Source organism: Rhodothermus marinus, from assembly GCF_009936275.1.
In the GTDB taxonomy this organism is placed as follows: domain Bacteria; phylum Bacteroidota; class Rhodothermia; order Rhodothermales; family Rhodothermaceae; genus Rhodothermus; species Rhodothermus marinus_A.
In genome coordinates this window covers 407,963-433,746 of sequence record NZ_AP019797.1, presented here as the reverse complement: position 1 = coordinate 433,746, position 25,784 = coordinate 407,963, and the positions used below count along the sequence as shown (strand labels likewise).

Genomic DNA, 25,784 nt, shown 5'->3' with positions numbered 1-25,784 from the left:
GGGCTGGTGGTGAAAATGCTATGCTGAGCAGGGTAAACGCTGAGGCTGATGAACCGGTTTCTCCTGCAGTTGACTGGCGTCTGTGAAAAAGCAGCCGTATTTTGGGATCGCCTGCCGTAGTAGCCTGTGCAGAATTGTATGCCCGCACCGTTTCGCTCCCATACCGAGCCGTATGCGTATCTGGAGGCCGGCCCGGCGTCGGCTTCGCCGCCGGTGGTCCTGCTCTACGGGATGCTGGGCGAGCCGTCTAACTGGGAGGCCACGGCCGAAGCGCTGGCCGCAAACGGCTACCGCGTGTGGATTCCCCTGCTTCCGATCTACGAGCTACCCGTTCGTGAAAGCAACCTGCAGGGCCTGGTCGCCTTTCTGGAGCAGTTTCTGGATGCAATGCGATGTGAGCGCGTTGTGCTGGCGGGCAACTCGCTGGGCGGCCATCTGGCACTGCTTTATGCCCTGCGCCATCCGGAGCGCGTGGCGGCGCTGGTGCTGACGGGCGCCTCCGGCATTTACGAAGTCGAGCTGGGCACGTCCACGTTGCGTCGCTACGACCGCGCGTACATCCGGGAACGGGCAGCCCTGACGTTTTACGACCCCCGGCACGCCACCGACGAGCTGGTCGATCGCGTGCAGGCCACGATTCACGACCGCCAGAAGGCGATCCGGCTGATCCGCATGGCCCGTTCGGCCCAGCGGGAAACCGTCACCGATCGTCTCTGCGAGCTCACCATGCCCGTGCTCCTCATCTGGGGACGCAACGACCGGATCACTCCGCCGGAGGTAGCTGAAACCTTCCGAAAACATTTGCCGGCCGCCACGCTGCACTTCATCGACCGGTGCGGCCATGCGCCTATGATAGAGCGGCCGGAGCAGTTCAACGCGCTGCTACTGGCATTTCTGCAGCAACACTGTCCGACTGTTGTTTCGAACGGACGCCCCCGGTCTGCGAAAGCGGACACCTCGGCGCCAGCTCCTTCTGCTCCTACCCCAGATTCGTGAAGCTGAGCGTCTGGCATGTTGCTTGCACAGAATCAAATGTGGCTGCGCGCTCTGCCTCCTGGGTGTTGCATGCCACATTGCGGTGAGCCTCCGCCGATCGGGCAGGTACGAAGGGTGAGCGTACCTGCCCGATGCTTTTATGCGGATCTTCTTGCGCGCGTTTTCGGTATGGCTGCTGGTGCAGCCGACCGATCGCGATGCGCGGGTTTCTTTTCTTCCTCCCGGTGTTGCTCCTGGGCCTTGCGGGGACGGGTTGCAGTCCGCGCCTGGTACCGCTCTACTACGACTACTGCCTGCCCGACACAACCGGCCCCTCGCTGCAGCCGGTAGCGCGGGCGCTGGCCTCGGAAGGCTGGGAGGTGTCGCAGTCGGACTCTTTGCACCTGGAGACCGCACCGCGTTCGCTGCAGCACTGGGGGCTGTATCGGGTGGTGGTGCGTCTGGAGGCCGTACCGGTGGACGGGCGCTTTGTGCGCGTGTTCATCCACCCCTATCGTCACTACATCACGGGCCGCCGCAGCAAGATTCCTTACCTGCCGGCCGGGCTGCGGGCCACGCTATTGCCCCGGTTGCACGCGGCGCTGAAGGCCGAAGGACTGGAACCGGCCGGCACGGCCTTTCAGCGGGACCACGTGCGGCCGCGCTGGTAGGGAACTTTTTGCAGTTTGATCGTATCAAGGCATGCGTTCTTTGATGGGGATGAACTGGATTCGACGGGTGGTAGACGCACGGCAGGCTGCGTGCCGAGCTGCCTGGCATGCTCGTTAATCTCGCCAGGAAAAATAAGTGCGAACGACTACTCGTACGCGATGGCGGCCTAATTAAGCCCGCCATCTGTCTCCCGCGCAGCGCGTCCGCCCGCGCGCGGCGAGGCATCGTCGGAGGCGGACTGGCTGTAGCCGGTGCCGGCTGAACCGGCGCAGCGAGATTCCAATCAGCCTGGGTCCATGCCTGGCCTCGCCGGCCGGCATACGGCATGGACGACAACGAATAGGCCGGCTACGCACGTAGACGCCTGACTGGGCGGCCATCCGGACGCGGGTTCGATTCCCGCCATCTCCACCAGATAGCCCTTGTAAGTTTTTTATTTTTAATCGATTTACAACCAGAATTTTTGTGGGCGCTCAAAAATCCCGCCAGTAGGCGGGATTTTTTTATGCCGTGCGGTTCTCCTGGCGAGTTTCCACAGGCGCTTTCCGGCATACCCTGACACCCCACCTATTGAACAACAGCCCATGCAGCCGAGCACCCTGATTCAGGAACTGGAACAGCTCATCGCCATCCCGAGCCATGAGGATTGCACGCCCATTCTGCACTACCTGGAGAAGCGCCTCGATTTCCTTCGCTGGGAACGTCAGGACGCAGGCAAGCAGGTCGGCGGACGACCGCAGTACAACCTGATTCACCTCGATCCGGCCAAGCCCTTCATTGTCAACACCCATGTGGACACGGTTCCTCCGCTGGGCATGGCAGATCCCTTTCGTCCGCGTCGTGAGGAAGATCGGATCTACGGCCGCGGGGCCGTGGACACAAAAGGTCTCATCGCAGCGCTGACGATCGCGCTGGAAGCTTGCTACCAGACTTACGACCAGATTCCCGTGTCGGTGGCCTTCACGGTGGACGAAGAAAACACGTCAGCGGCCGGTTCGGCCGCGCTGGCCCGCCTGCTGGGACCGGATCACTACGTGCTGGTACTGGAGCCTACCAACGGCTACATCTGCACCCGCCAGGCCGGTGCCCTGGAATTCGAGGTGCGGAGCTATGGCACCCCTCGCCACGCGGCACTCTTTCACCGGGGCCCGCATCCCATTCGCACCCTTATGGCCTATCTACAGGCTGCCGAAAATGCATTGCAACGCCCGCTGAACGTGCTCTCGTTTCAGGGCGGCTGGGATCATTACGCCACCCCTCCGGAGGCCCGGGCTCTGGTGGAAGTGATCATCCCGGCCGATCAGCAATGGGAGCCCGCCGAAGAAGTGCTGCAACAACTGGCCCGGACCATGTTCCGCGACGAGGTGGAATACCGCCGCGTGGACGCCGAAAATCCCCTGGACTTCGGGCACCATGCGGGCGTGACGCTTCTGGAGGAAGCGTACGTGGAAGCTCTGGACCGCCGCCCTCAGTACGACACGATGCCCTCCTGGACCGACGCGGCCAACTTTGCCAGAGCAGGCGCTTCCTGTGTGATTTTCGGCTTCGGCGACCTGGCCCGCGCCCACAGCCCGGATGAGCACATCACCGTGACAGAGCTGATGTCTACGGCTCGGGTCCTTTACAGGCTTTTTACCATTTTAATCCACGCGCCCCAGGGTTTTCCTGAACGCCGGAATCCGATGCGCCGGTAAAAACTCTGAGCTCGCTCGTTCCGCACGCCCACCCATAGCCCGGCCTGCTGCAGGCCCTCCGCGCGGATATGATTCATCGCAGCATCCAGCAAGCGACGGGCAATGCTTCGGCCCCAGTATTCCGGATGCACCGCCAGTTCGTGAATTTCCCCGATCCGACGACCATTCCAGTCCCGCCAGTTGGCATCCACCACAATGAAGCCCACCGGTTGCCCTTCCACTTCGGCCACCAGAAACAGCGTGTGATGACGCTGTAACCACTGCAGATAACGCAGCGCATGCACTTCGTCAGGCTCACCGTACTCGGGAAAATCCCGGTACGCAGCCATGTAGACATCCACCAGCGCCGGAAGGTCGTCAGGCCGGAAAGGACGGAGGACAACCTCATGCTCTGCGGGCATAAACGCGTTCCGTGGTATCAAAAAGACGGGATGGTTTTACCGGAATGTAAACAGCTCCCGTTAAACATTCCGATGTTCCCTGTTATTGCGTGCGGGCACGGATGCGATGCTGTCGACAGGCATCGGAATCACAGAGGTTCAACTGATCGAAGTTTTGCGATATACTCAGGTGGCAGACTGTGTTCTTGCGCTCCTCTGATCAGGTGATCGAGGTAATCGCGTCTCGGCCTGAGCCCTTTTCGGATTTTTTTCTCCGAGGCCACATAGCACTCGGCCTGTACGCTGCCTTGTTCGGTTTCAACCCTGATAGACCGGCGTACGTAGTGATCGGGCACCCCCTCACATCTGTCCAGTTTCCGCAATTCTTCTTCGGTCAGTTTGTAGAGGACTCCGTAGACGGTTTCTGACTCGGCAGGTCGAATGTTTGCATAACCACTGCCATCATTGGCAAGCTTGTCAAATGTCAGGGTATATCCTTCGAGCCATCCTCTTCTCGCCTCTACCTGATTCCTACTTATGCGCTTTTTCAGTCGATCTGAATCCATATTCGAGCCATAAGCAAAATACCATGTCATGATTCATCGAGGTGTCTGGCTGCCTTGTTCGTACTATGAGGGCACCTGGCGCACGAACGTTTCCTCGAGCCAGGCGCGGATCTGATCGCGGACGCGGCGGAAGGCTTCCAGACGGGTGGGTTCGTCCCCTTCGACGGCCGAGGGATCGGGAAAGCTCTGATGCAGGTTGCGTCGCCGCGCCGGTACGTAGGGGCAATGCTCCCGGGCCGAATCGCACACGGTCACCACGTAGTCCATGGACACGTCGCGGTAGGTATCGACGTGCTTCGAGTGGTGGCCGCTCAGGTCGATGCCGATCTCCTGCATGACGCGCACGGCCAGCGGATGCACGCCGCGCGGCTCGGTCCCGGCACTGTAAACTTCGTACCGATCGCCCGCCATGGCCCGCAACAGCCCTTCGGCCATCTGCGAGCGGGCTGAATTGTGCGTGCAGACAAACAGAACGCGCAGTTTTTCCATGAGCTTTTTTCCAGTGTTGTTGTCCTGGCGGGCTCGGACGTTCCGCTTGTAACGTTTTTTTAACCTGTGCACGAAACAAAGGTCCCTTCATCGTATTTTCCTTGCACCGTTCACCTTCATGCCACACGCCATGACGACACAGGAACAACAGGCTCCGGCCATGACCATTACGCTGGAACAGCTCTGCCAGGACCTGGCCAGACAGGTCGCATCGGCGCTCCTGCGCCGGTTTCATCAGATGGGCTGGACGTCGGCCACGCTGCGCGACGCGGAAGCGTTCGTTACCAAGGTGGTGACGGAAGCCTGGCGCACCCCCAAAGAACAGTACGAGCGCACCATCGCGGCCTGCGTGAACCAGGCGCTCGAGCCGGTGCTGAAGCTCCACAAGCGCTCGCGCACCAGCATTTCGCTGGAAGTCCTTCCCCGATAACCTGACCGGCCTCCGCCATGCGTCGCTTTTGCCTGCTCGCCCTGCTCGTCTATCTGATGGGTCCGGCGCTGGCCCGCGCCCAGGACTCGGTAGAAGTCGTGCCCCCGCCGCGCTCGGGAAGCCTGGAGCGTAGTCCGCTGGCACTGGCTGCCACATGGATCGACAGCACCTACGTGAAGATCGTCTATGGCTCACCGCGCAAGCGCGGCCGCGAAATTTTCGGTGCGCTGGTCCCTTACGGGGAAGTCTGGCGTACCGGGGCCAACGAGGCCACCGAAATCACCACGACGGGCGATCTGATCTTCGGCGGCCATCGCCTTCCGGCCGGTACCTACAGCCTCTACACCATTCCCTATCCGGATCGCTGGACGATCATCGTCAACCGGGCGCTGGGCCAGTGGGGCGCCTTCAACTACAACCCGGAACTGGACCTCTTCCGCTTTGACGTGCCCGTGCGCCGGACGGATAAACTCTACGAGGGCTTCACGATCACCTTCGAGGAAGAGGACGGCCAGACCTACCTGTATCTGCGCTGGGATCGTACCGAAGTGCGCATTCCGGTGGCTGCCGCCTCGGAATAAGCCGAAGTTTTAACCACGGCGTAAATTCCGGCCGGTATCGGGAACGATTTCCGGCGGGGATGTCCTATTTTTCCTACCTCTCCTGACGCTTTCCCTGAAACCAAACCCGAATGCAACCGATGGCACAGATCAAGTTTGGCACGGACGGCTGGCGGGCCGTCATTGCAGATGATTTCACGTTTGCGAACCTGGGCCGCGTCGCCCAGGCGACGGTCCGCTGGCTTAAGAAGCGCTACGGCGACCACCCGAAAGTCGTCATCGGCCACGACACGCGCTTTCTGGGGCGCGAGTTCGCCGAGCATGTGGCCCGCATTTTTGCCGCACAGGGCATTTCGGTCCGCATGGCCGACACCTTCACCACCACCCCGGCCGTGAGCTGGGCCACCAAGCACTTCGGTTGCAACGCGGGCATTGTCATCACGGCCAGCCACAACCCGCCCCAATACAACGGCTTCAAGATCAAGGCGGACTTCGGTGGGCCGGCCTCGCCGGAGATGATCGCCGAAGTCGAGCGAGAACTGCCGGACGCCGAGCCACCGGCCGAGCTCCCCGCTTTCGACGATCTGGTCAGTGACGGCCGTATCGAACTGTTCGACCTGAACACGGCCTACCTGAACCTGCTCCGGGAGAAGCTGGACATCGACGGCATCGCCCGCAACCTGAAGGTCGCGCACGACGCGATGTTCGGTGCCGCACAGGGACTGGTCAGCCGCCTGCTGGGCGCCGACCGCGTGGTCGAGCTGCATTGCGACTGGAACCCGGGCTTCCACGGCCAGCCGCCGGAACCCATCGAGCGCAACCTGAAGGAGCTGGCCGAAGTGGTCGTCCGCGAAAAATGCGATCTGGGCATGGCCAACGACGGCGACGCCGACCGCATCGGCCTGTTCGACGAAAACGGCCGCTTCGTGACCTCGCACGAGATTCTGGCCCTGCTGGTCAAGTACCTGCACAAGGAGCAGGGCTTAAAGGGCGACATCATCAAAACGTTCTCGACCACGCACCTGCTCGACAAGATGGGACAGGCCTACGGGCTGCGCGTCGAGACGACGCCCATCGGCTTCAAGCACATTGCCAAGCAGATGGTCGAGCGCGACGTGCTCGTAGGCGGTGAAGAATCGGGCGGCATCGCCGTCAAGGGCCACATCCCCGAACGCGACGGGATCTACATCGGGCTGCTGGTGGCCGAGCTGCTGGTGCGCCGGGGCAAGAAGCTCTCGGAGCTGGTGCAGGAATTGTTCGATGAATTCGGGCCGCACCACTTCTACCGGATCGACCTGCACACGACCGAGGAGAAAAAGCAGGCGGCGCTGGATCATCTGCGCCAGACGGGTGGCCTGAAGGAAGTGGCGGGCGATGCCGTGCGCGAGGTGCAGACGCTTGACGGCTTCAAGCATATCACGGACCGCGGCTGGGTGCTGATCCGGCCTTCGGGCACCGAGCCGCTGTTGCGCGTCTATGCCGAAGCGCCCACGCCCGAACTGGCCGAAGCCTACGTGCACAACGCGATCGAGCAGCTCGGCTTTGCAGAGGTGCCCGCTCACTGAGGCAGCCGCCAGTTGCAAAACGACAACGCCGGGTCCTTCGGGCCCGGCGTTTTGCGTTTCACCGCTGCGGCGTATCGGCAAAACGGCGCCCCAGCTCGGCGCAGAGTTGTTCCAGGTAGCGCTGATCCACTTCGGTGAAGGCGGCCGGTATGTCCGAATCGATGTCCAGCACGGCCAGCAGGCGACCTTCCGGCGTCAGCACCGGTACCACGATCTCCGACTGCGTGGTGGCAGAGCAGGCAATGTGATCGGGAAACTGATGCACGTCGGGCACGAGCTGCGTCTGTCGCATACGGGCGGCGGCGCCACACACACCCCGGCTGAACGGAATGCGCAGGCATCCGTGCGTGCCCTGGTAGGGCCCCACGATGAGCAGATCGTCCGAAACGGCCCGGTAGAAGCCGGTCCAGTGGTAGTAGTCGAAAGCGTGGTGCAGCTCGCAGGCCACGGTCGCCATGGCGGCGATCCAGTCCGTTTCGCCTTCGAGCAATGCGTCGATATGCCGGCGTACGGCCTCGTAGTGCCGGGCGCGCTCCTCGGCACCCGCCGTAACCGGAAGCAGCGTCAGTAACGTCGTGGTTTCGGCCATCATCGATTCCTGGTTGCTCTGAATTTCAGAACTTGTAGAAGCCACTTCAGGCTTCGGGCGTTTTTTCGCGGGCGGCCACCTGGCGGATCAGCTCGCGGGCGCTTTCCAGGGCAGCTTCGGTCACCTCGGCGCCGCTCATGAGCGCGGCCACCTGACGCGCCCGCTCTTCGTCCGAAAGCCGCCGGATGCGCGTCTTGGCGCGGCCGTCTTCGACCACTTTTTCGACCAGAAAGTGCACGTCGCCGAAGGCGGCAATCTGGGGCAGGTGCGTGATGGCAATGATCTGATGGTAGCTGGCCAGGTCATGCAGCCGCTCACCCACCCGGTGCGCAATGGCGCCCGAGATGCCCGTGTCGATCTCGTCGAAGACCAGGATCGGCAGGCGGTCGCTTTTGGCCAGGATCGTCTTGAGCGCGAGCATGATCCGGCTGACTTCGCCACCCGATGCCACGCGCGCCAGCGGTCGGAGCGGTTCGCCCGGGTTGGTCGTGATGTAAAATTCCACCTGGTCCATGCCGGTTGTGAAGGCCGCGTAGCGCTCGGGCTCCCGACCCGGTACGGGGATGACGATCCAGCCCTCGGGGTCGGGCCGATGCGTGAAGCGCACCTCGAAGCGGCTGTCGGGCATACCCAGCACGGCCAGTTCGCTGACGATGGCCTGTTCGATGCGCTCGGCCACCTCACGCCGCTTGGCCGAAAGGCGCTGCGCCGCCATCGAAAGCGCCTGCATGGCTTCGGCCAGCCGGCGATCCAGCCGCTCCAACGCGCCCTCGAAGTCCACGGCCAGCTCGTACTTGCGGCCGATCTCGGCGCGATGGGCCAGCACGGCCTCCAGCGTACCGCCGTACTTGCGCTTGAGCAACTCCAGCTCGACCAGCCGCGCGCGGATTTCTTCCAGCCGCTCCGGGTTGAACTCGATTCGCGCGTTGTAGTCCTGCAAAAACTTGGCGATCTCAGCCACGCTGATCTGCGCCGAACGGATCTCCTGGAGCGCCTCCTCGAAGCTCCGGTCGATCCGTACCAGGTCCTGCAGCTCGTTCCGGGCCAGCACGAGCTGATCGTGCACGGCGTTTTCCGACTCGTAGAGCAGTTCGTAAAGGCGTGCCGTGGCCTCGTAGAGCTGCTCGGCGTTTTCGAGGATGCGCAGCTCGGCTTCGAGCGCCTCCTCCTCGCCTTCCTGTGGATTGACCCGGTCGATTTCCTCGATCTCGAACGCGTAGCGCTCTTTCTGCTCCTGCAGCTCGCGGCGACGGGCCATGAGCGCCTCGCGTTCCCGGATCAGGCGGGCCACCTCTTCGTAGTGGCGCCGGTAGGTGTCGCGGAGTCCGCCCAGGCTGCCGAAGTTGTCGAGCAGTTCCAGGTGCGTTTCGGTGCGGAGCAGGCTCTGATGTTCGTGCTGGCCGTGCAGGTCGATGAGCTGCGCCGCCACCTCACGAAGGAGCTGGACGGTGGCCGGCGTGTCGTTGATAAAGGCGCGGCTCTGGCCGGGCAGGATCTCGCGGCGCACGATGAGCTGGGGCATCGGGTCGATGGCACTCGCCTCGAGCAGCGCCCGGATGCGGGGCGTGTCGGCCTCGTCGAAGACGCCTTCCACGACGGCCTTGCGGGCGCCGCTGCGGATCATTTCCGTATCGGCCCGCTCGCCCAGAATCATCTTGAGCGCGCCGATCAGAATGGACTTCCCCGCGCCGGTCTCGCCGGTGAGGATGTTGAGTCCGCTGCCGAATTCAACCTCAAGTTCCTCGATCAGCGCGTAGTCCCGGATGTAAAGCGTCCGCAGCATAGCCCACGCCGCACGTGGCGGTCAGCTCAGCGGTTGCGTCCGCAGCAGTGCTTGTACTTTTTGCCGCTGCCACAGGGACAGGGATCGTTGCGACCGATCTTTTCGCCCACGACCACCGGCTGTTCTTTGACCGTGGGATCGCGCCGCGCGGCCGAGTCGGCCGGCGACTGCGCCCGCACGTGCACGCCGTAGGAATCAACGCTTTCGTGCTGCACCCGCGCACGTGACGGGTCCAGGCGCCGACGCGGCGCGCTCGCCGGTGCGGCCGGACGCGTCTCCACCAGCGGCCCGGCCCGGAAGATGAACGAGATCGCGTCGCGGTTGATCTTGTCGAGCGTCTGCTGGAAGAGCTTGAAACCCTCGACCTTGTACTCGACGAGCGGGTCGCGCTGTCCGAAGGCCCGCAGGTTGATGCCCTCCTTGAGTTCGTCCAGCTCACGCAGGTGTTCGGTCCAGTGCTCGTCGATGAAGTGCAGCAGCGCGGCCCGTTCCAGCGCGTTGTTGATCTCCTGGCCGCGCGTGCGCAGCGCTTCGTCCACGCGGGCAACGGCCCGGAGCACGCGGCGGCCGTCGGTGAAGTCCACCACGACCCGGTCGGGCTTCTGCTCCAGCCCGTCCTGGTTCAGGAAGGCCTGCAGCCGCTCGTAGAAAGGCTCGGCCAGCATCTGGCGCTTGCGGCGGTAGAAGTCGAGGGCGGCCTGGTAGAGCCGGTCGAAGACGCCGTCGTCGCCCAGGCGGGCGAACTCTTCCGGCGTCATCTCGAAGTCGAAGGCGAACGTGCGCAGCACCTCGTCGCGCAGCCCCTCCAGGTCGCCTTCTTTGTAGTGCCGCTCGACGATCTGGCCGAGCACGTCGCGCAGCATTTCGAGCACATCGTGGCTGATACGCTCGCCCGTGAGCGCGTGCCGGCGGCGGCTGTAGATGACGCGGCGCTGCGCGTCGAGCACGTCGTCGAATTCGAGCTGCCGCTTGCGAATGGCGAAGTTGTTCTGCTCGACCTTCTTCTGCGCCCGCTCGATGCTCTTGGTCACCCACGGATGCGTGATGACCTCGCCCTCTTCCATCTTGAGTCGGTCCATAATACGGGCGATGCGGTCGGAGCCGAACAGGCGCATCAGGTCGTCTTCGAGCGAGACGTAAAACTGGCTTTCGCCCGGATCGCCCTGGCGCCCGGCGCGGCCCCGGAGCTGCAGGTCGATACGGCGGCTTTCGTGGCGCTCGGTGCCGATGATGGCCAGTCCGCCCAGTTCCTTGACGCCCGGCCCGAGCTTGATGTCGGTACCGCGACCGGCCATGTTCGTGGCGATCGTCACGGCGCCCTTCTGACCAGCCTGTGCCACGATCAGCGCTTCCTGCTTGGCCCGATCCCGGCGGGCGTTCAGCACGTTGTGCGGGATGCCCTCGCGCTTGAGCATGCGGCTGAGCATCTCCGACACTTCGACCGACGTGGTGCCCACCAGCACGGGCTGCCCCTTCCTGTGGTACTCCTTGATCTTCTGGATGACCGCGTTGTACTTCTCGCGCTTGGTGCGGAAGACCAGGTCCTCGTGATCGACGCGAATGACGGGCTTGTGCGTGGGGATGACGATGACGTCCAGGCCGTAGATCTTGTAGAACTCTTCCGCCTCGGTGATGGCCGTACCCGTCATGCCGGCCAGCTTGTGGTACATGCGGAAGTAGTTCTGCAGCGTGATCGTGGCGTAGGTCTGCGTGGCCGCCTGCACCTTGACGCCCTCTTTCGCCTCGATGGCCTGGTGCAGTCCATCGGAATAGCGGCGACCGGGCAGCACACGGCCCGTGTGCTCGTCGACGATCAGGACCTTGCCGTCCTGGACGATATACTCGACGTCACGCTCATAAAGCGTGTAAGCACGCAGCAGCTGCTCGACGGCATGCAGGCGCTCGGCCCGCTCGGCGTACCGGTTGTACAGCTCCCGCTTCTGCTCCTCCAGTTCCTTGTGCAGCAGGCGCCGATCGTTTTCCAGCTTGTTCTGGCGCTTCTCTTCGGAAAGGTCGGTGCGCTGCGCCAGTTCTTCTTCCAGCCTGCGGAGCTTTTCCCGGTATTCCTGCTCAAGCCGGGCCGTCTCCTCACCCAGGTCAGGCAAGACGAACATGTCGCGGTCTTGGCCGGCGATGCGGGCGATCTCGTCGAGACCCTTTTCGGTAAGTTCGATGGTGTGGTTCTTTTCGTCGAGCGCGAAGTAGAGCACTTCGTCGACGAAGGGCATGTTCTTGGCGTTGTCCTGCAGGTAGAAGGCTTCGGTGCGCTGCAGGAGCGTCTCGACGCCCGGCTCGGTCTTGAGCTTCATGAAGCGCTTGTTGCGCGGAAAGCCTCGCGCAGCCCGAAGCAGTGCCAGTCCGGCCTCCTCTTCCAGTTCGCTGGCCCGTTTGCGATCGCCGGCTTCCAGCGCTTTATCCCGCTCCTTCAGCTTCTGCTCGGCTTCGGCCACGAGCTGCGCCACCAGCCGCTGCTGCAGGTAGACGAGTTTTTCGATGACCGGCTTGAGCTCGGTGAAGCGCTCGTCGCCCGACTGGGGCACCGGACCCGAGATGATCAGCGGCGTGCGCGCCTCGTCGATGAGCACCGAGTCGACCTCGTCGACGATCGCGTAGTGGTGGCCGCGTTGCACGAGCTGGTCCGGATCGATCACGAAGGAGTGGTCGCGCAGGTAGTCGAACCCGAACTCGTTGTTCGTACCGTAGGTGATGTCGGCCTGATAGGCGCGGCGCCGCCCTTCGGAATGCGGCTCGTACTTGTCGATGACATCGACGGTCAGGCCCAGAAACTCATAGATCGGCCCCATCCACTCGGCATCGCGCTGTGCCAGGTAGGGGTTGACCGTCACGACGTGCACGCCGCGACCGGCCAGCGCGTTCAGGTAAACGGGCATGACGGCCACAAGCGTCTTCCCCTCGCCCGTCTTCATCTCGGCGATCTTGCCCTGATGCAGCACGATGCCGCCGAGGATCTGCACGTCGTAGGGGACCATGTCCCAGACGATCTTCTGCCCGCCGGCCATCCACTCCTTGCCCAGCATACGGCGGCAGGCTTCCTTCACGACGGCAAACGCCTCGGGCAACAGCTCATCGAGCTTACGCTCGACGCGCTCCAGCCATTCTTTTTCGAGGTCGTCCAGCTCTTCGTAGAGCCGCTCGCGCTCTTCGGGCGAGAGTTCTTCGACCTCGGCGTGGCCGTCGCCGCTGATGTCGTGCACTTCCCCCCGCAGGCGCGCCTCGATGTCGGCCTTACGCGCCTCGATGTCGGCCACGGCCTCTTTGATGCGTCGCTTGAACTCGTCGGTCTTGGCGCGCAGCTCTTCGTCGCTGAGCGCCTTGAACTGCTCGGCGTACTCGTTGACTTTATGGACAATGGGCCAGAGTTTCCGCAGCTCCCGCTCGTTGCGATCCCCGAACAGCTTTTTCAGAAAGTCAAACATGGCAATTCGCGACTCCGGATATTTACACGCAAGAACCGCGGCATCGAAATGCGACACCGCGGATAGCCGTACCGCTTAAATCGGTACCGGCAGTCTCACGCCGCCCGGAGCGGTCCGTTCCCGCCCGCGATCTCCACAGAACAGCCCTCACCACCGCGCCTACCAGCGGGGATGCTCCTCGATGGGCATCGTGCTGTACATCAGGTGCAGCAACAGACCGGACAGGTCCCAGTAGTTGGCCCGCTGCTGCTCGATGGCCGAGCGGAAACGCCAGTCGTCGAAGACGTCGTCGCACAGGTAATCGGTCGCCCGCACGAACGTAGGCCGCCCGTCGATGTAGAGCCCGACCTGCCGATGGAGCGTGACCTCCCGGAAGGTGCAGAGCCCTTTATCGCTCCGCATCTGGCGCACGGTCACCTCACCCCAGGGCGTGTCGCTTTTCCATACGTGCAGGCCGTTTTCCGACTCCTGCGCCTTGCGCGACCCGACGCATCCGCCGAGCAGCAGCGCCAGCCCGACAATCACCCACCGCATGCGTCCGAAGGTCTGGTCGAAGGTTCATTGCTTTTATGAAGTTACTGAAAAATAGGTCCCGCATGCGGTGGGCCGAGCCGCTCATTCTTCTACCGGATGGAAACGAATGGCTGTGCCGCCGCCCGGCGCCAGGCGCAGCGTCAGCACGGTCGAGGCATCGACGATCTGGCGGGTGATTTCGATCGCCAGCGGATTCGTGCGCCAGTCGGCATCCGGGGCGTCGCGGTAGATTTCCGCCACGTATTTGCGGCCGGGCTCCAGAAACGAGAGCGAGGCCTGCAACGTGCGGCCGTACTCGTCGGTGATGCTGCCCAGATACCAGTCGTCGCTGTGGCGGTCCTTGCGAACGATCGTCACGTAGTCGCCGATGCGGGCGTGCAGCACGCGCGTGTCCTCCCAGTCGACGGGCACATCTTTGATGAGCTGGAAGGCGTCGGGCCGCGCCTCGTAGTGCTCCGGCAGGTCGGCTGCCATCTGAAGCGGGCTGTAGATGACCACGTAGAGCGCCAGCTGCTTGGCCAGTGTCGTGTTGACCCGATTGTTGGGACGGTCTTCGATGAGGATGTCGAAGATGCCCGGTGTGAAGTCCATCGGTCCGGCCAGCAGCCGCGTAAAGGGGAGGATCGTCGTGTGCTCGGGCGGATTGCCGCCGTCCGCGCTCCAGGCGTTGTACTCCTGGCCGCGGGCGCCTTCACGGCTGACCATGTTCGGATAGGTGCGGCGCTCACCCGTGTCTTTGACCGGCTCGTGCGCATTGATGGCGATCTGGTAGCGGGCGGCCGTTTCAAGTACGCGCCGATGATGGCGCACCATGAACTGGCCGTGGTGCCACTCGCGATGCTCTCGGCCCTGCTCGTCGATCCAGACGCAGTTGCGGCCATGGGCCACATAGCCCGTCTTCACCATGTGAATGCCCAGCCGCCGGTAGAAAGCGAAGGCGTCTTCCATCTGGCGCTCGTAGTTCGTGATGTGACAGGCCGTCTCGTGGTGGCCGATGAGCTGGACGCCTTTTTCGCGGGCGTAGCGGGCGACCTCTTCGATGTCGAAGTCCGGATAGGGCTCAGTAAAGCGAAACTTGTCGCCGTTCTGCGTCCAGTCGCCGTCCCAGCCGACATTCCAGCCCTCAATCAGCACGGCATCGAACCCGTGACGGGCGGCAAAGTCGATGTAGCGCTTGGCGTTTTCGGTGGTGGCCCCGTGACGCGGGCCGGAGCCCCACGTAGAACGGCCGATGTGCATTTCCCACCAGATGCCCACGTACTTGGCCGGCCGCACCCACGAAACGTCGCCCAGGCGGTTGGGCGGATTCAGGTTCAGGATCGTGTAGTTGGTGATCAGCTCGCCCGCGTCGTCGCCCACGAGCAGCACGCGCCAGGGCGATCGGAACGGCGTCTGCGCCTTGACGCGCGTGCCGTCGGACCAGGGCACCAGGTCCACCTCCAGCGTGAGCGAATCTTTCGGCGCCAGCGTCATCGTGGCGTAGTCCTCCACGTCCGCCTCGTGGAAGCTCAGAAACCACCCGTCGGCCGTCTCCATCGTGACGGGCGTATGGACCGTGTCGAGCTGGCTGACGGGCGTATGGCGGTACAGATACTCGTAGCGGTTTGGATGGTAGGCCGGAATCCACCAGGCCATATGGTCGCCCGCCAGCCGGAACTCGGTCAATTCGTCCATGATGACGAACCGGTCCAGATTCGGCTGCGCCGGCCATTCGTAGCGGAAGCCCACGCCTTCGTCGAAGACACGGAAGACGATGTCCATGCGCCGGGGCCGCTCGGAAGTCTCTTCAAGCTGCAGCCGGAGTTCGTGGTAGTGGCTCCGGATGTCTTTCTTTTCGCCCCATGGCTGCGTCCAGATCGTATCAACCGTATCGCGCGCGACGCCGATGAGCCGGAACGGTCCGACCAGCGGTGGCTGCTCCTGCAACTCAAAGCCCATGCGTGAAGGAAGAATGAGCGGCAGGCCGAAGCGATCGATCCGGTAGGTGGGTCGTCCGTCTTCAAGCGTGAAGCTTACCACGAGTGAGCCGTCCGGCGAGGCTACCGAAGCCGTCTGGGCCCGGACGCCTGCAGCCAGGCTCACGATCAGCAGCAAAACCGGCAAAAACCGTCGCATAACCCTCTCTGTGTTAGCGCTTACATTCCGGTTGCTTCAATATAACGGGTTTTCGGCCGCTCGTCAATGCAAAAGCGGCGCCGGCGATTTGCAGCGGGCCGTCTTATTCCGTAAGTTCCGGCACCTCATACTTGCACCGAGCCGCCCTATGTTCATCGGACATTTCGGACTGGGCTTGGCCGCCCGTCGCGCGGCCCCACGTCCGTCGCTGGGCACGCTGCTGCTGGCCGCTCAGTTTGTCGATCTGCTCTGGCCAACGATGTTGCTGCTCGGACTGGAACAGGTTGCCATCGAGCCGGGCGCCACGCGCATGACCCCACTGCATTTCGTTGCCTATCCGTACACGCACAGCCTGCTGGCCGTGGTGGGCTGGGGCTTCCTCTTTGGCGCCGTATATGCCTGGATGCGCCAAGACCGCCGGGGCGCGGTCGTTCTGGGCCTGCTGGTGGTCAGCCACTGGGTACTGGACCTGCTCGTCCACCGCCCGGATCTACCGCTGTACCCCGGTGGTCCTCGGGTCGGTCTGGGCCTATGGAACCTGCCCGCCGTAGCCCTGCCGCTGGAACTGTTGCTGTACGTTGCCGGCGTCTGGCTCTACGTGGCTGCCACTCGTGCCCGCGATCGCACTGGACGGTGGGCTTTCTGGAGCCTGGTGGGCTTTCTCCTACTGGTGCATCTGAACAACCTGACGGGACCGCCACCTCCCGATCCGGTAGCCCTGGCCTGGTTTGCCCAGCTTCAGTGGCTGTTCATTCCCTGGGCCTACTGGATCGATGCGCATCGCGACAACCGACCATGACCGACCTGCTGATCGGCACACGATCGCTGGCGGCCTGGGAGCCGATTTTCGAGGAACTGTTGCAACGGGCCTGGGCGGACGCGTCGGATCCGGCGCACGATCTGGAGCACGTGCGGCGTGTGGTCCGGTGGGCGCGGCGTCTGGCGCTGGCCGAAGGGGCCGACCTCGCCGTGGTGCTTCCGGCCGCCTGGCTGCACGATTGCGTGCTCGTGCCCAAGGACCATCCGGAGCGTCCGCTCGCCTCCCGGAAAGCCGCCGACCGGGCCGTGGCGTTACTGCGCGAAGCCAACTACCCGGAAAACCTGCTGCCTGCCATCCATCACGCGATCGAAGCACACAGCTTCTCGGCCGGCATTCCGCCCCGGACGCTCGAGGCCCGCGTCGTGCAGGACGCCGACCGGCTCGACGCGCTCGGCGCCATCGGACTGGCCCGGATGCTCATGCTGGGCGGTGCCACCGGACGGCCGCTCTATGATCCGGCCGAACCCGTTCCCCGCAACCGCCCGCCCGACGACCGGCGCTACGTGCTCGACCACCTGTTCACCAAACTGCTGCACCTGGCCGATCGGATGCAGACCGAGGCGGGCCGACGCGAAGCACAGCGCCGCACCGTGTTTTTACAGGCTTTTCTCGAAGCGCTGCGGCGCGAACTGGATCAGGCCGAAGCGGCCTCGGCACGGGGCAGTGCCTGACCGGTCTCGGCGTCAAAAAGGTGAATGCGGGCGGGGTCAATGTGCAGATGCACCGTCTGTTCGGGCTCCGGACGCGCGGCGGCATCGACCTGCGCCACGACGGTCGTCTGCCCCACCCGCACGTACAGGTGCGCTACGGCGCCCAGCACCTCGACGGTCTCCACCTGGCCCTGCATGGTGGCCTCATCGGAAGCAGCCAGCGTTACGTGCTCGGGCCGCACGCCCAGCGTCACGCGCTGTCCGGGCCGGGCATTCGGCCACTCGGCTTCAACGAGCGGGATCTGCACGCGTCCACCTTCGCCCACGAACCGGAGTCCGTCCAGATGCTCCAGTCGCCCTTCGATGAAATTCATGGGCGGACTTCCGATGAAGCCGGCCACGAAGCGGTTGGCCGGCCGGTGGTAAACTTCCAGTGGCGTGCCGATCTGCTGCACGCGCCCCTGGTTGAGCACCACGATGCGCTGGCCGAGCGTCATGGCTTCTACCTGGTCGTGCGTCACGTAGAGCATGGTGCGGCCCAGTTCCCGGTGCAATCGGGCCAGCTCGGCCCGCATCTCCACCCGCAGGCGGGCGTCCAGGTTCGACAGGGGCTCGTCGAACAGAAACACGCGCGGTTCGCGCACGATGGCGCGTCCGACGGCCACGCGCTGGCGCTGCCCGCCCGAAAGCTGGTGCGGCCGCCGGTCCAGCAGGTGCTCCAGCTCCAGCACGCGGGCGGCTGCCCGCACGCGACGGTCGATCTCGGCCTTCGGCACCCGGCGCAGCTTCAGCCCGAAGGCCATGTTTTCGTAGACCGTCATGTGCGGGTAGAGCGCATAGTTCTGGAAGACCATGGCAATGTCCCGATCGCGCGGCGGCACATCGTTGACCACCTGGTTACCGATACGGATCGTGCCCCGCGAGACGGTCTCCAGTCCGGCCACCAGGCGCAGCAGCGTGGTCTTGCCACAGCCCGAAGGGCCGAGCAACACCAGAAATTCCCCTTCGGCCGCTTCGAACGTCACATCGGCCACGGCCACATAGCCGTTGTCGTAAATCTTCCAGACCTGCTCCAGACTGACCCCGTTCGACGACATCGTTTCATGCATTTTTGTCGCCTGCTTACGTTGCGCTATCGTACTTTTGTGTATCCTAAAGCTACGCATGCTGATGTTTCGGCTGGGACTTATCGGATATGGCGGCTTTGGCCGCTTTCTGCATCACGCCTGGCAATCGCTCCCGGATGTTCACGTAGTGGCCGTGGCCGATCCCGCACTGGACACGCCCCCACCCGGTGTGCGCGGCGTGCGTAGCTGGGAAGCGTTGCTGGCCGATCCCGAAATCGACGGCGTAGCGATTGCCACACCACCCCACACGCATGCTGCCATTGCCTGCGCGGCCATGGAGGCCGGCAAACATGTGTTGATTGAAAAGCCTCCGGCGCTTACACCCATCGAAGCGCAGCGTCTCCGGGAAACCCAGGCCCGCACCGGACGCGTCGCCCTGGTGGACTTCGTGCTGCGCTATACGCCGCTGGTTGCCCTGATGCAACGCTGGAGTCAGACGCGCCTCTTCGGACCGTTGCGGCGCGTAATTGTGGAAAATTATGCGCAGGATGCCACGCTGCCCCCGGAGCACTGGTTCTGGGATCCGACGCAATCCGGCGGCATCCTGGTGGAGCATGGCATTCACTTCATCGACCTGGTAAACGCGTGCACGGTGGCCGCTCCCGTACATGTGGCTGGCTATGGCGTACGTCGCAGTACTCACCAGATGGATCGTGTGCTGGCCACTGTGGTCTACGAAGATGGACTGGTGGCTACCCACTACCACGCCTTCGCCGGACCGGGTTTCTTCGAGCACACATCGATCCGGTTCGTTTTCGACCTGGCCCGCGTCGAGCTGATAGGCTGGATTCCCCGAGTGGGTCGTCTGGTTGCGCTCGTATCGCCCGAAACCGAAACTCATCTGCAGGAATTGCCCGGCCTGCAGGTGGTGCAACGCGTGCCAGTAGTAGATCTGCCCGACGAGTCGCGCCCCGAAGGCTGGGGGCTCACGGTCGCCGAAGCCGAAGGCCGCTCGCGTGTCCGCGTCGGTACGCACACCTATCACATCGATACGTTTATCGAAGCCACATTTGCCCTGGCGGCCTCCAAGGCCGAAGTCTACCGGGAAGGCCTTCGGGCCGTGCTGCGGGATTTCGTGCAGGCCGCCACGCAACCCGACCATCGTCCTCAGATCTTGCTGGATGAAGCCCTGCAAAGCCTGCACGTGGCACTGCGGGCCGCCGAACAGGCCCACCGACAGGCCGTGGACGGCTCATAGCGGGGCGTAAAGCCGCCGTTTGTCCATTCGGTCGAACCATTCGATCAGGGGATAGACCGTCGGCACGGCCAGCAGGCGATGCCCGAAGCCCAGCAGCCGTACCAGCACCATGTTGATGGGCGTCACGCGGGTTGCTTCGAGCGCTTCCAGGTCGATCGTGACACCCCGCTGCTCGGCCAGCCGGGCAATGTAGGCGTTTACTTCTTCCCGGGCCGCTTCCTGAAAAGCGGCTTCCGGGTCGTCCGGTCGGCGACGATCCAGCAGTCGGTAGACTCGCCAGCAGGGGGCCGATTTCGGCAAGCAGGACTCGGCGAACGGCCCCAGTACGGCTCCCGGGGCGGCGGTGACGGCTACGGCGCCGACAGGGCCCAGCGTCGGTGCCAGCCGGTAGCCGGTGGTATCGACCGGGGTGCTGTCCGCCTTGCAGCTTTCCGGCATCTGCATCCAGCGCTGCTGCAGGCGTGTGGCCGCCTCCTTCGTGCTCAGCGTAGCCCGGCACAGGTTGACCAGCCAGAGCTGGCCACGCCAGGCTTCCCGCAACGAATCGACCAGCACCTTACGCATACCCCGCGCCAGGTAGGCCTTTCGCCACATCGTCAGGTCCTGCTGCACGTCGAGCCGGCGATCAAGCCCTCGTGCATACCCTTCCTCCAGCAGAAATTCTTCCGCGATGATCTCCCAGAGCAACGCACGCAACCGGTAGGGCACCGACTGTCGCTCGCTTCGGAGTTCAAATCCCCGAAATGAAAGTCGGTCCAGCACGTAACCCAGCGTGCGCGTAAACGTGGGAGCTTCGATCAGCGGGGCATCAAGCACGTCGTCCAGTTCCAGACGGAGCGCCTCCCGGTCGCTTTCGAGCAGGGCCACCGGATAGCGGGGACGATTCCGGCGTTCCTGCTGCACCTGTCGCAGCGTAAGCTGGGTTCGGATCGCGTCAGCCAGCCGATAAAACAGCGTATCGTTGACCTGCGCGGTTTTGCCCGCCCCGAAGCGTCGCATGAAATTCTTAAAGCGGGCACGTTCGCGCCGCTCCTGCAGGATGCGTCCGGCCTCGTAGCGGGCCTGTTGCCAGGCGTCGGGCGTAATCAGCGCGGGCGTAGCCCGATCCCGGAGCTGCACCAGATAGTACAGGCTATCGACCGACACCGGCGGGCCTGCCTGGCCGGGCGTCGCTCCGGCATACAGGAAGGTTTCCAGCGGCTCGTAAAGCTCGCCCCAGCGGGCCGTCCTGAGCTGCCCGGCCTGCCCCAGTGCCTGCTGGAGCGAATCGAAAGCGGCGATCGGATCGGACGCCTGCTGCACCTGTCGGTAGACATGCCAGGCCCGAGCCGAATCGCCAATGGTCAGGTAGGCAAAAGTTACCGGCGCCAGCCGAAGTCGCGCAACCGAGTCGATCTCGGCCTCCGTCAGCCGGATCGGCTCCTGCACTTCGGTCCGGTAGAGGGCATCGAGCACCAGCATACGCTCGATTTCCTCCAGAATCGGCCGCACAGGCCGCTCCTGATCGAGCCCGCGCCGCTCGCCTTCGTGAGCCAGCAACTCCTCGGCGATCAGTGCCAGCAGAAAGGCATGCTTCGGCACGATGCTGACCCCGCTTCGCTCCTTGCCGATCCAGACGGCGTTCTCGTAGCGTTTGAGAAACGTGGCCCGGTCGATGACGGTCGCTCCCACGCGGGCCAGCGGCACCCGCTCCTCCTGTGCCCGGATCGTCGCTGGGACCAGCATTGCAAGGCCAAATGCTATGCAGGTAAGGTATCTCATGCGCCGTTCTGCTCCAGGGCCTGCACCAGCGAATCCAGCGGCACCGAAGCGCCAAAGATCCGGCTGTCGGCACCGGCGTACGGAATGATCACCTGTCCTTCCCAGACGTAGCCGGCACAGGTAAAGAGCACGTTGTCCACGCCCAGTTCCGGATCGCCGTGCAACTCGCCCGCAGCGGCGGGACGCATCAGCGGCTCGATGCGTCCGACCACCGGCGCCTCCCTCCGCGAGAAGTCCAGCAGAGCCGCCGCCAGATCGTACTCGCGCGTTCCCTCGTGGGTGTAGTGTCCCTGATGGTAGATCATCAGGAATCGTCCGTCGCCCAGTGCGATCGGCGGTCCGCCGGCCCCGATCCAGGAGCGGGCAAACTCCCGGTAGGGATAGCTCGGCATCAGCATACCCCGCGTGTACCAGGGGCCGGTCACCGCATCGGCCTCGGCCAGGTGGATCGTCATGGCGTCCGGTCCGGCCATCGGGCGATGCAGTAGCAGCCAGCGTCCGTCGACCGGCTCCGGAAACAGCGCGGCATTTTTGTTGTCCACGCGGTTCAGATCGCCTTCCAGGGGGCCGTGCAGCGTCCACTCCAGAAAGTCCTGCGTCGAAGCCAGGCATATCTGCACAGCCCGCTCAGCGTCCGGGTCGCCGGGTGCTTCCGTGTAATAGCCCGTGTAAAAAAGGTAGAAGGTATCGCCCACGCGCGTGCAGCGCGGATCTTCGACGCCCAGGTTGTGGAAGTCGGCCGCCGCATCGATCACAGGGTACGGAAAGCGATGAATCAGTTCCAGTGTGGGCGTCATCAGGGCCAGCCCCAGTCGCGAGGGAGCGTGGTTGCGTTCTGGATCGAAGGCACCCTGCGCCCGGTAGAGCAGCACCACTACGCCGCCGGCTGCTTCGATGCACCGGCGCTTCTCCGGAGAAAGCGCCCAGCGGTCGGCCAGCCACGCCCATTCCTCGGGTTCGGTAATCAGCACGGCGGCCGGATTCAACACCACGCGCGATTCCCATGCGTTCTGTGGATTCGGTTCCAGCACCGGACGACCATCATGCAGGCGAGCAGGCTGTACGGGAGGTACCGCTGTAATCGTACGAACCGATAAGGAATCGACCATAGTACTACCGGTCTTGGCACTTCAGGAAGACACACGAACCGAGCAGGCGCGAAGGTGGGCGAGCACGTCGGAAAGCGATGCCCGCGCCAGGCCGATCGTCCGATCGGCCGCCCCGTAGTAAACCAGCAGTTCGTCGTCGATCACCACGGCCCCTTCCGGGAAGACCACGTTCGGCACATCGCCTTCGCGTTCGAATGGAAGCTCGGGCTCCAGCACAGGCTCCGGCGTGCGGGCGATCACCCGACGCGGATCGTCCAGATCCAGCAGCGCCATGCCCATGCGGTACACATGCTGCGCATCCACGCCGTGATAGATGAGCAGCCAGCCCTCCGGGGTCTCGATCGGCGTGGGACCGGCCCCGATCTTTTTGGCCTCCCAGGGGAATTCGGGCCGGAGCACGACGTGCTCGTCCAGCGTGGCCAGATGTCGTTCCCACAGCGCCTTCGGCGGGTGGAAAAGCTGCTCCAGGTCGTCGAAGTAGATGAGCTGGATGGACGGCACGATACGGTGCAGCATGGCGATGCGCCCGCGAATGCGCCGGGGAAAAATGACGGCGTCTTTGTCCGTCGTGTCCGGTCCCACGATGCCGTGCTTTGTAACCGACTGAAAATCCCGGGTCGAAGCCAGTCCGATGCGCACGCAACCCGGTCGGGCAAAAGCGGGCGCCCCCAGCGCCGTGTAGGTGATCAGGTACAGGTCGTCGATGCGGCTGATGCGGGGGTCTTCGACGCCGAAGTGATCGTAGGGCGCGTCGGGCCGGATCAACGGTTCGGACCGGACGGAAAAGTGCACACCGTCGGTGCTTTCGGCATAGCCGATGTACGACACATACGGCTCGAATCCCCATTCCGGTTCGCCCGGACGCGTATCGGTAAGTCGAATGCGCCGGTAACCGGCCGGCACGCCGCGCACAAGCAGGTGCACGCGCGCGCCGTCGTACCAGGCGCCCGGATTGAACACGGCCCCCGACGCCCACGAAAGCTCCGGCACCGGCGTCAGGATGGGCTCCGGATGACGTCGAAACAACGTAACGGCTTCGAAATCCTGTGGCATAAGCCCTTTCGTTTTTAGTGGTGAACGGGTTCGGTGGTTACTTCTCGGAGAAACCGCGCCAGCGCCTCCCCTTCCAGCAGCGCCAGCCGCTCCGCGCTCAGGTTGAGCACGACGGCCACCGAGCGCGTCGCATTTTTCTCCTGCACGTTGAAGATGCGGTAGGCGTAGCGCGTCCCTTCGTGCGTGACCTCGACAGGCGGGGCGCCCCGTGCATAGAGCCAGCGCCGGGCCGGCTCGTGCCGGCTCACCTCCAGCATCGTGTAGAGCGCCTCGATGGTCGATTCGGCCCCGGCATTGCGATTGACCGTACCCGGTCCCGTGATGCCGTCGTAGCCGCGCCCGGTGGCCGGGTCGTACATGGGCACGCCCGCCTCGTTGTTGCCCGTCAGCCAGCTTGCAGCCAGCCCCGCCATCGTGGCGTAGCGCACGTCGCCGGTCCGCTCGTAGAGTCGGATCAGCCCGACGGCCACACAGCGCACGGCATAGGCAATCTGTTCGTAGCGCTGCACCTGCGTCGAGTCGTCCAGTGACATGGCATACATCCAGCCGTAGACGAGCAGCCGCGGGTAGAAGTGCTCGGCCTCGTAGATGGCCGATTCCAGATAGCCGGCCTCGGCCAGCGCCTGCGTCTGCGCATTGCCCCACCCGTGCCAGGTGTCGATCCAGGACGCATGGGCGCCGTAGGGGTGGCGCGCCATCGATCCGTACTGCATGAGCGCCATCCCCTCGGCCAGTTGCCGGATCATGCGGGCCAGCGAAGTGTCGGGAGCGGCCTTCTGGAGCCGAACCAGCCCCAGCAGCAGCTCGCTGGAAGCGTCCGATCCGTAGCGGTACACCAGCCATTCCGGTACGGTGCGTCCGCCGACGCGCCGCGTGCGCGGATAGTGCACCAGCCAGGTGCGGTCCAGGTGGACCAGCGCCCGACGCGCCGCCGCAGCCGCCTGCGCCGCCATTCGTGGATTGGCCCGACGCAGCACGTCGGCCGCCGTCCCCAGCGCCCACACGGCCCGTCCGGCCCACCAACCGAACGGCTCGGCCCGGCTGTTCTGGTGCGTCGTGTTGATGTCGAGTCGGTTCGAGTAAACAAAGTTGTAGAACAGCCCGTCGGCCCGTTGCATGTAGAGCACAAAGCGTAGCAGCTTTTCGGCCGTACGCCGCACTGCCTCGTCGCCCGTCAGTTCGTAGAGTCGCAGGTAGAGCACGGCCGCCCGGGCCACGTCGTCCACGCAGGCGGTTCCTTCGTCGGGGTCGTCCACCCAGTGGTAGTCCGGCGCTTCGGCGTAGATGTGCACGATGCGCAGCACCGAGTCGCCCCGCACCACGTCTTCGCTCAGGTGCTCCAGATGGGCCAGGTTGATGGGCAACGCGTCCGGGACGGGACGGCTTTCCGGCGCGGTCAGGCAACCGGCCGCCGCCAGCACAAAAAAGCCCGGGATGACCCACAGAAGCCGTCGCATGAGCATCTCCTTATCCTTTCAATCCACCGGTAGCAAAACTCTGGATGAAGTAGCGCTGGAAGAACAGGTAGGCCAGCACGATGGGCAACGCCAGCAGGAAGGCCGCCGCCAGTTGCGGACCGAGCTGGCCTTCAGCGCCGCCGCCCACGGCAAAGAGTGCCACCAGTTGCGGGAGCGTCATCCACTGCACCTCGCGCACCACGATAATGGGCCAGAGCACCTCGTTCCAGCTCCCGATGAACGTGAGCAGCCCCACCGTCACCAGCGCCGGCACCGACAGCGGCCAGATGATCGTAAACAGAATGCGCAGTTCGCCGCAACCGTCGATCCGGGCCGCATCGATCAGATCGCGCGGAATCGTCAGAAAACTCTGGCGCAGAATCAGCACGCCCGTGGCGTTCATCATGAACGGCACGATCAGCCCGAGCAGCGAGTCGGTCCACCCCAGCCGCACCACCAGCGTGTAGAGCGGAATCAGCAGCAGCAGGAACGGCACCATCATCGTGAACAGAATGATCGAAAAGACCGTCTCGCGGCCGCGCCAGTGCAGCTTGGCCAGCGCATAGGCGGCCATCGACGTAAAGACGAGCACCGAAGCCGTCACGGCCAGCGCCACCACCAGACTGTTGAGCAGCCCGCGCCAGACCGGAAGCCGCTCGAAGACGAGCCGGTAGTGGTCCAGTGTCCAGCGAGACGGAAGCAGCGTCAGCTCGGGAATTTCCGCCTCCGGCGTGAACGTGGCGATGCCCATCCAGACGAACGGATAGGCGAACACCACCAGTCCGATCCCGAGCAGCAGGTACAGTCCCAGCCGGCGCAT

At 64.0% G+C, this 25,784-nt stretch carries 23 protein-coding genes and 1 other RNA gene; 10 read left to right on the top strand and 14 right to left on the bottom strand.

All coding sequences use genetic code 11. The annotated features are described in order from the left end of the window. Positions 1-138 precede the first annotated feature (138 nt). The 4 genes from GYH26_RS01965 to GYH26_RS01950 all read left to right on the top strand — a co-directional run bounded on the left by GYH26_RS01965 (position 139) and on the right by GYH26_RS01950 (position 3,341). Positions 139-996 carry an alpha/beta fold hydrolase gene (locus GYH26_RS01965; protein ID WP_161540272.1) on the top strand — a complete coding sequence of 286 codons (858 nt, stop codon included), beginning with the start codon at positions 139-141 and terminating at the stop codon, positions 994-996. A gap of 197 nt (positions 997-1,193) precedes the next feature. After that, positions 1,194-1,646 carry a hypothetical protein gene (locus GYH26_RS01960; RefSeq protein ID WP_161540271.1) on the top strand — a complete coding sequence of 151 codons (453 nt, stop codon included), beginning with the start codon at positions 1,194-1,196 and terminating at the stop codon, positions 1,644-1,646. Positions 1,647-1,691: 45 nt separating this feature from the next. Next, positions 1,692-2,061: a transfer-messenger RNA gene (gene ssrA, locus GYH26_RS01955) on the top strand. 170 nt (positions 2,062-2,231) lie between these two features. Next, the gene (locus tag GYH26_RS01950) at positions 2,232-3,341 is read left to right on the top strand and encodes a M20 family metallopeptidase (protein ID WP_161540270.1); all 1,110 of its coding nucleotides are present in this window, start codon (positions 2,232-2,234) and stop codon (positions 3,339-3,341) included. Here GYH26_RS01950 and GYH26_RS01945 read toward each other — a convergent pair. From GYH26_RS01945 to GYH26_RS01935, 3 genes are all read right to left on the bottom strand, one after another. Continuing rightward, positions 3,269-3,742, bottom strand: a complete 474-nt coding sequence (locus GYH26_RS01945; protein ID WP_161540269.1) for a GNAT family N-acetyltransferase — start codon at positions 3,740-3,742, stop codon at positions 3,269-3,271. The genes GYH26_RS01950 and GYH26_RS01945 overlap by 73 nt on opposite strands. Positions 3,743-3,870: 128 nt before the next feature. After that, complete coding sequence (locus tag GYH26_RS01940) at positions 3,871-4,317, bottom strand: gamma-glutamylcyclotransferase family protein (protein ID WP_161540268.1); 447 nt, start codon at positions 4,315-4,317, stop codon at positions 3,871-3,873. A 33-nt stretch (positions 4,318-4,350) separates the two neighbouring features. Further along, positions 4,351-4,776: an arsenate reductase ArsC gene (locus GYH26_RS01935; RefSeq protein WP_161540267.1), complete on the bottom strand. Its 426-nt coding sequence runs from the start codon at positions 4,774-4,776 to the stop codon at positions 4,351-4,353. Positions 4,777-4,906: 130 nt separating this feature from the next. Here GYH26_RS01935 and GYH26_RS01930 point away from each other — a divergent pair, with 130 nt between their 5' ends. The 3 genes from GYH26_RS01930 (at position 4,907) to GYH26_RS01920 (ending at position 7,331) form a co-directional block, all read left to right on the top strand. After that, positions 4,907-5,206: a hypothetical protein gene (locus tag GYH26_RS01930; RefSeq protein ID WP_012842890.1), complete on the top strand. Its 300-nt coding sequence runs from the start codon at positions 4,907-4,909 to the stop codon at positions 5,204-5,206. Positions 5,207-5,223: 17 nt separating this feature from the next. Continuing rightward, the gene (locus GYH26_RS01925) at positions 5,224-5,787 is read left to right on the top strand and encodes a DUF2911 domain-containing protein (RefSeq protein WP_161540266.1); all 564 of its coding nucleotides are present in this window, start codon (positions 5,224-5,226) and stop codon (positions 5,785-5,787) included. 119 nt (positions 5,788-5,906) lie between these two features. Further along, positions 5,907-7,331, top strand: a complete 1,425-nt coding sequence (locus GYH26_RS01920) for a phosphoglucomutase/phosphomannomutase family protein (protein ID WP_161540265.1) — start codon at positions 5,907-5,909, stop codon at positions 7,329-7,331. A gap of 58 nt (positions 7,332-7,389) precedes the next feature. On the opposite strand, the gene GYH26_RS01915 is transcribed toward GYH26_RS01920, so the two are convergent. The 5 genes from GYH26_RS01915 to GYH26_RS01895 form a co-directional block, all read right to left on the bottom strand. Next, entirely contained in the window at positions 7,390-7,920 is a 531-nt protein-coding gene (locus GYH26_RS01915) for a GAF domain-containing protein (protein WP_242006548.1), read from the bottom strand. 46 nt (positions 7,921-7,966) lie between these two features. Next, positions 7,967-9,703: a DNA repair protein RecN gene (gene recN / locus GYH26_RS01910; RefSeq protein WP_161540264.1), complete on the bottom strand. Its 1,737-nt coding sequence runs from the start codon at positions 9,701-9,703 to the stop codon at positions 7,967-7,969. Positions 9,704-9,729: 26 nt separating this feature from the next. Further along, on the bottom strand, positions 9,730-13,140 hold the full coding sequence (secA, locus tag GYH26_RS01905; protein ID WP_161540263.1) for a preprotein translocase subunit SecA: 3,411 nt from the start codon (positions 13,138-13,140) through the stop codon (positions 9,730-9,732). 159 nt (positions 13,141-13,299) lie between these two features. Continuing rightward, the gene (locus GYH26_RS01900) at positions 13,300-13,674 is read right to left on the bottom strand and encodes a hypothetical protein (RefSeq protein ID WP_012842884.1); all 375 of its coding nucleotides are present in this window, start codon (positions 13,672-13,674) and stop codon (positions 13,300-13,302) included. A gap of 81 nt (positions 13,675-13,755) precedes the next feature. Then, positions 13,756-15,789 carry a glycoside hydrolase family 97 protein gene (locus GYH26_RS01895; RefSeq protein WP_161540262.1) on the bottom strand — a complete coding sequence of 678 codons (2,034 nt, stop codon included), beginning with the start codon at positions 15,787-15,789 and terminating at the stop codon, positions 13,756-13,758. 148 nt (positions 15,790-15,937) lie between these two features. On the opposite strand from GYH26_RS01895, the gene GYH26_RS01890 reads away from it, so the two are divergent. Together GYH26_RS01890 and GYH26_RS01885 are read left to right on the top strand one after the other, a co-directional pair. After that, a complete protein-coding gene (locus tag GYH26_RS01890; RefSeq protein ID WP_161540261.1) occupies positions 15,938-16,588 on the top strand; it encodes a hypothetical protein in 651 nt (216 codons plus the stop codon). Then, the gene (locus GYH26_RS01885) at positions 16,585-17,280 is read left to right on the top strand and encodes an HD domain-containing protein (RefSeq protein WP_161540260.1); all 696 of its coding nucleotides are present in this window, start codon (positions 16,585-16,587) and stop codon (positions 17,278-17,280) included. Before GYH26_RS01890 ends, GYH26_RS01885 begins: the two co-directional genes overlap by 4 nt. On the opposite strand, the gene GYH26_RS01880 is transcribed toward GYH26_RS01885, so the two are convergent. Further along, positions 17,244-18,356: an ABC transporter ATP-binding protein gene (locus tag GYH26_RS01880; RefSeq protein ID WP_174238063.1), complete on the bottom strand. Its 1,113-nt coding sequence runs from the start codon at positions 18,354-18,356 to the stop codon at positions 17,244-17,246. The two genes, GYH26_RS01885 and GYH26_RS01880, sit on opposite strands and share 37 nt — an antisense overlap. Positions 18,357-18,423: 67 nt before the next feature. Between GYH26_RS01880 and GYH26_RS01875 the strand changes: the two genes are divergently transcribed. Further along, entirely contained in the window at positions 18,424-19,584 is a 1,161-nt protein-coding gene (locus tag GYH26_RS01875; RefSeq protein ID WP_014066072.1) for a Gfo/Idh/MocA family protein, read from the top strand. Here GYH26_RS01875 and GYH26_RS01870 read toward each other — a convergent pair. The 5 genes from GYH26_RS01870 to GYH26_RS01850 form a co-directional block, all read right to left on the bottom strand. Beyond that, complete coding sequence (locus GYH26_RS01870; protein ID WP_242006547.1) at positions 19,579-21,309, bottom strand: hypothetical protein; 1,731 nt, start codon at positions 21,307-21,309, stop codon at positions 19,579-19,581. The genes GYH26_RS01875 and GYH26_RS01870 overlap by 6 nt on opposite strands. Positions 21,310-21,341: 32 nt before the next feature. Continuing rightward, positions 21,342-22,376 carry a glycoside hydrolase family 130 protein gene (locus GYH26_RS01865; RefSeq protein WP_242006546.1) on the bottom strand — a complete coding sequence of 345 codons (1,035 nt, stop codon included), beginning with the start codon at positions 22,374-22,376 and terminating at the stop codon, positions 21,342-21,344. 99 nt (positions 22,377-22,475) lie between these two features. Continuing rightward, on the bottom strand, positions 22,476-23,507 hold the full coding sequence (locus tag GYH26_RS01860; protein WP_161540256.1) for a glycoside hydrolase family 130 protein: 1,032 nt from the start codon (positions 23,505-23,507) through the stop codon (positions 22,476-22,478). A 14-nt stretch (positions 23,508-23,521) separates the two neighbouring features. Continuing rightward, positions 23,522-24,964: a hypothetical protein gene (locus GYH26_RS01855; RefSeq protein WP_161540255.1), complete on the bottom strand. Its 1,443-nt coding sequence runs from the start codon at positions 24,962-24,964 to the stop codon at positions 23,522-23,524. 10 nt (positions 24,965-24,974) lie between these two features. Further along, entirely contained in the window at positions 24,975-25,784 is an 810-nt protein-coding gene (locus GYH26_RS01850; RefSeq protein ID WP_054683179.1) for a carbohydrate ABC transporter permease, read from the bottom strand.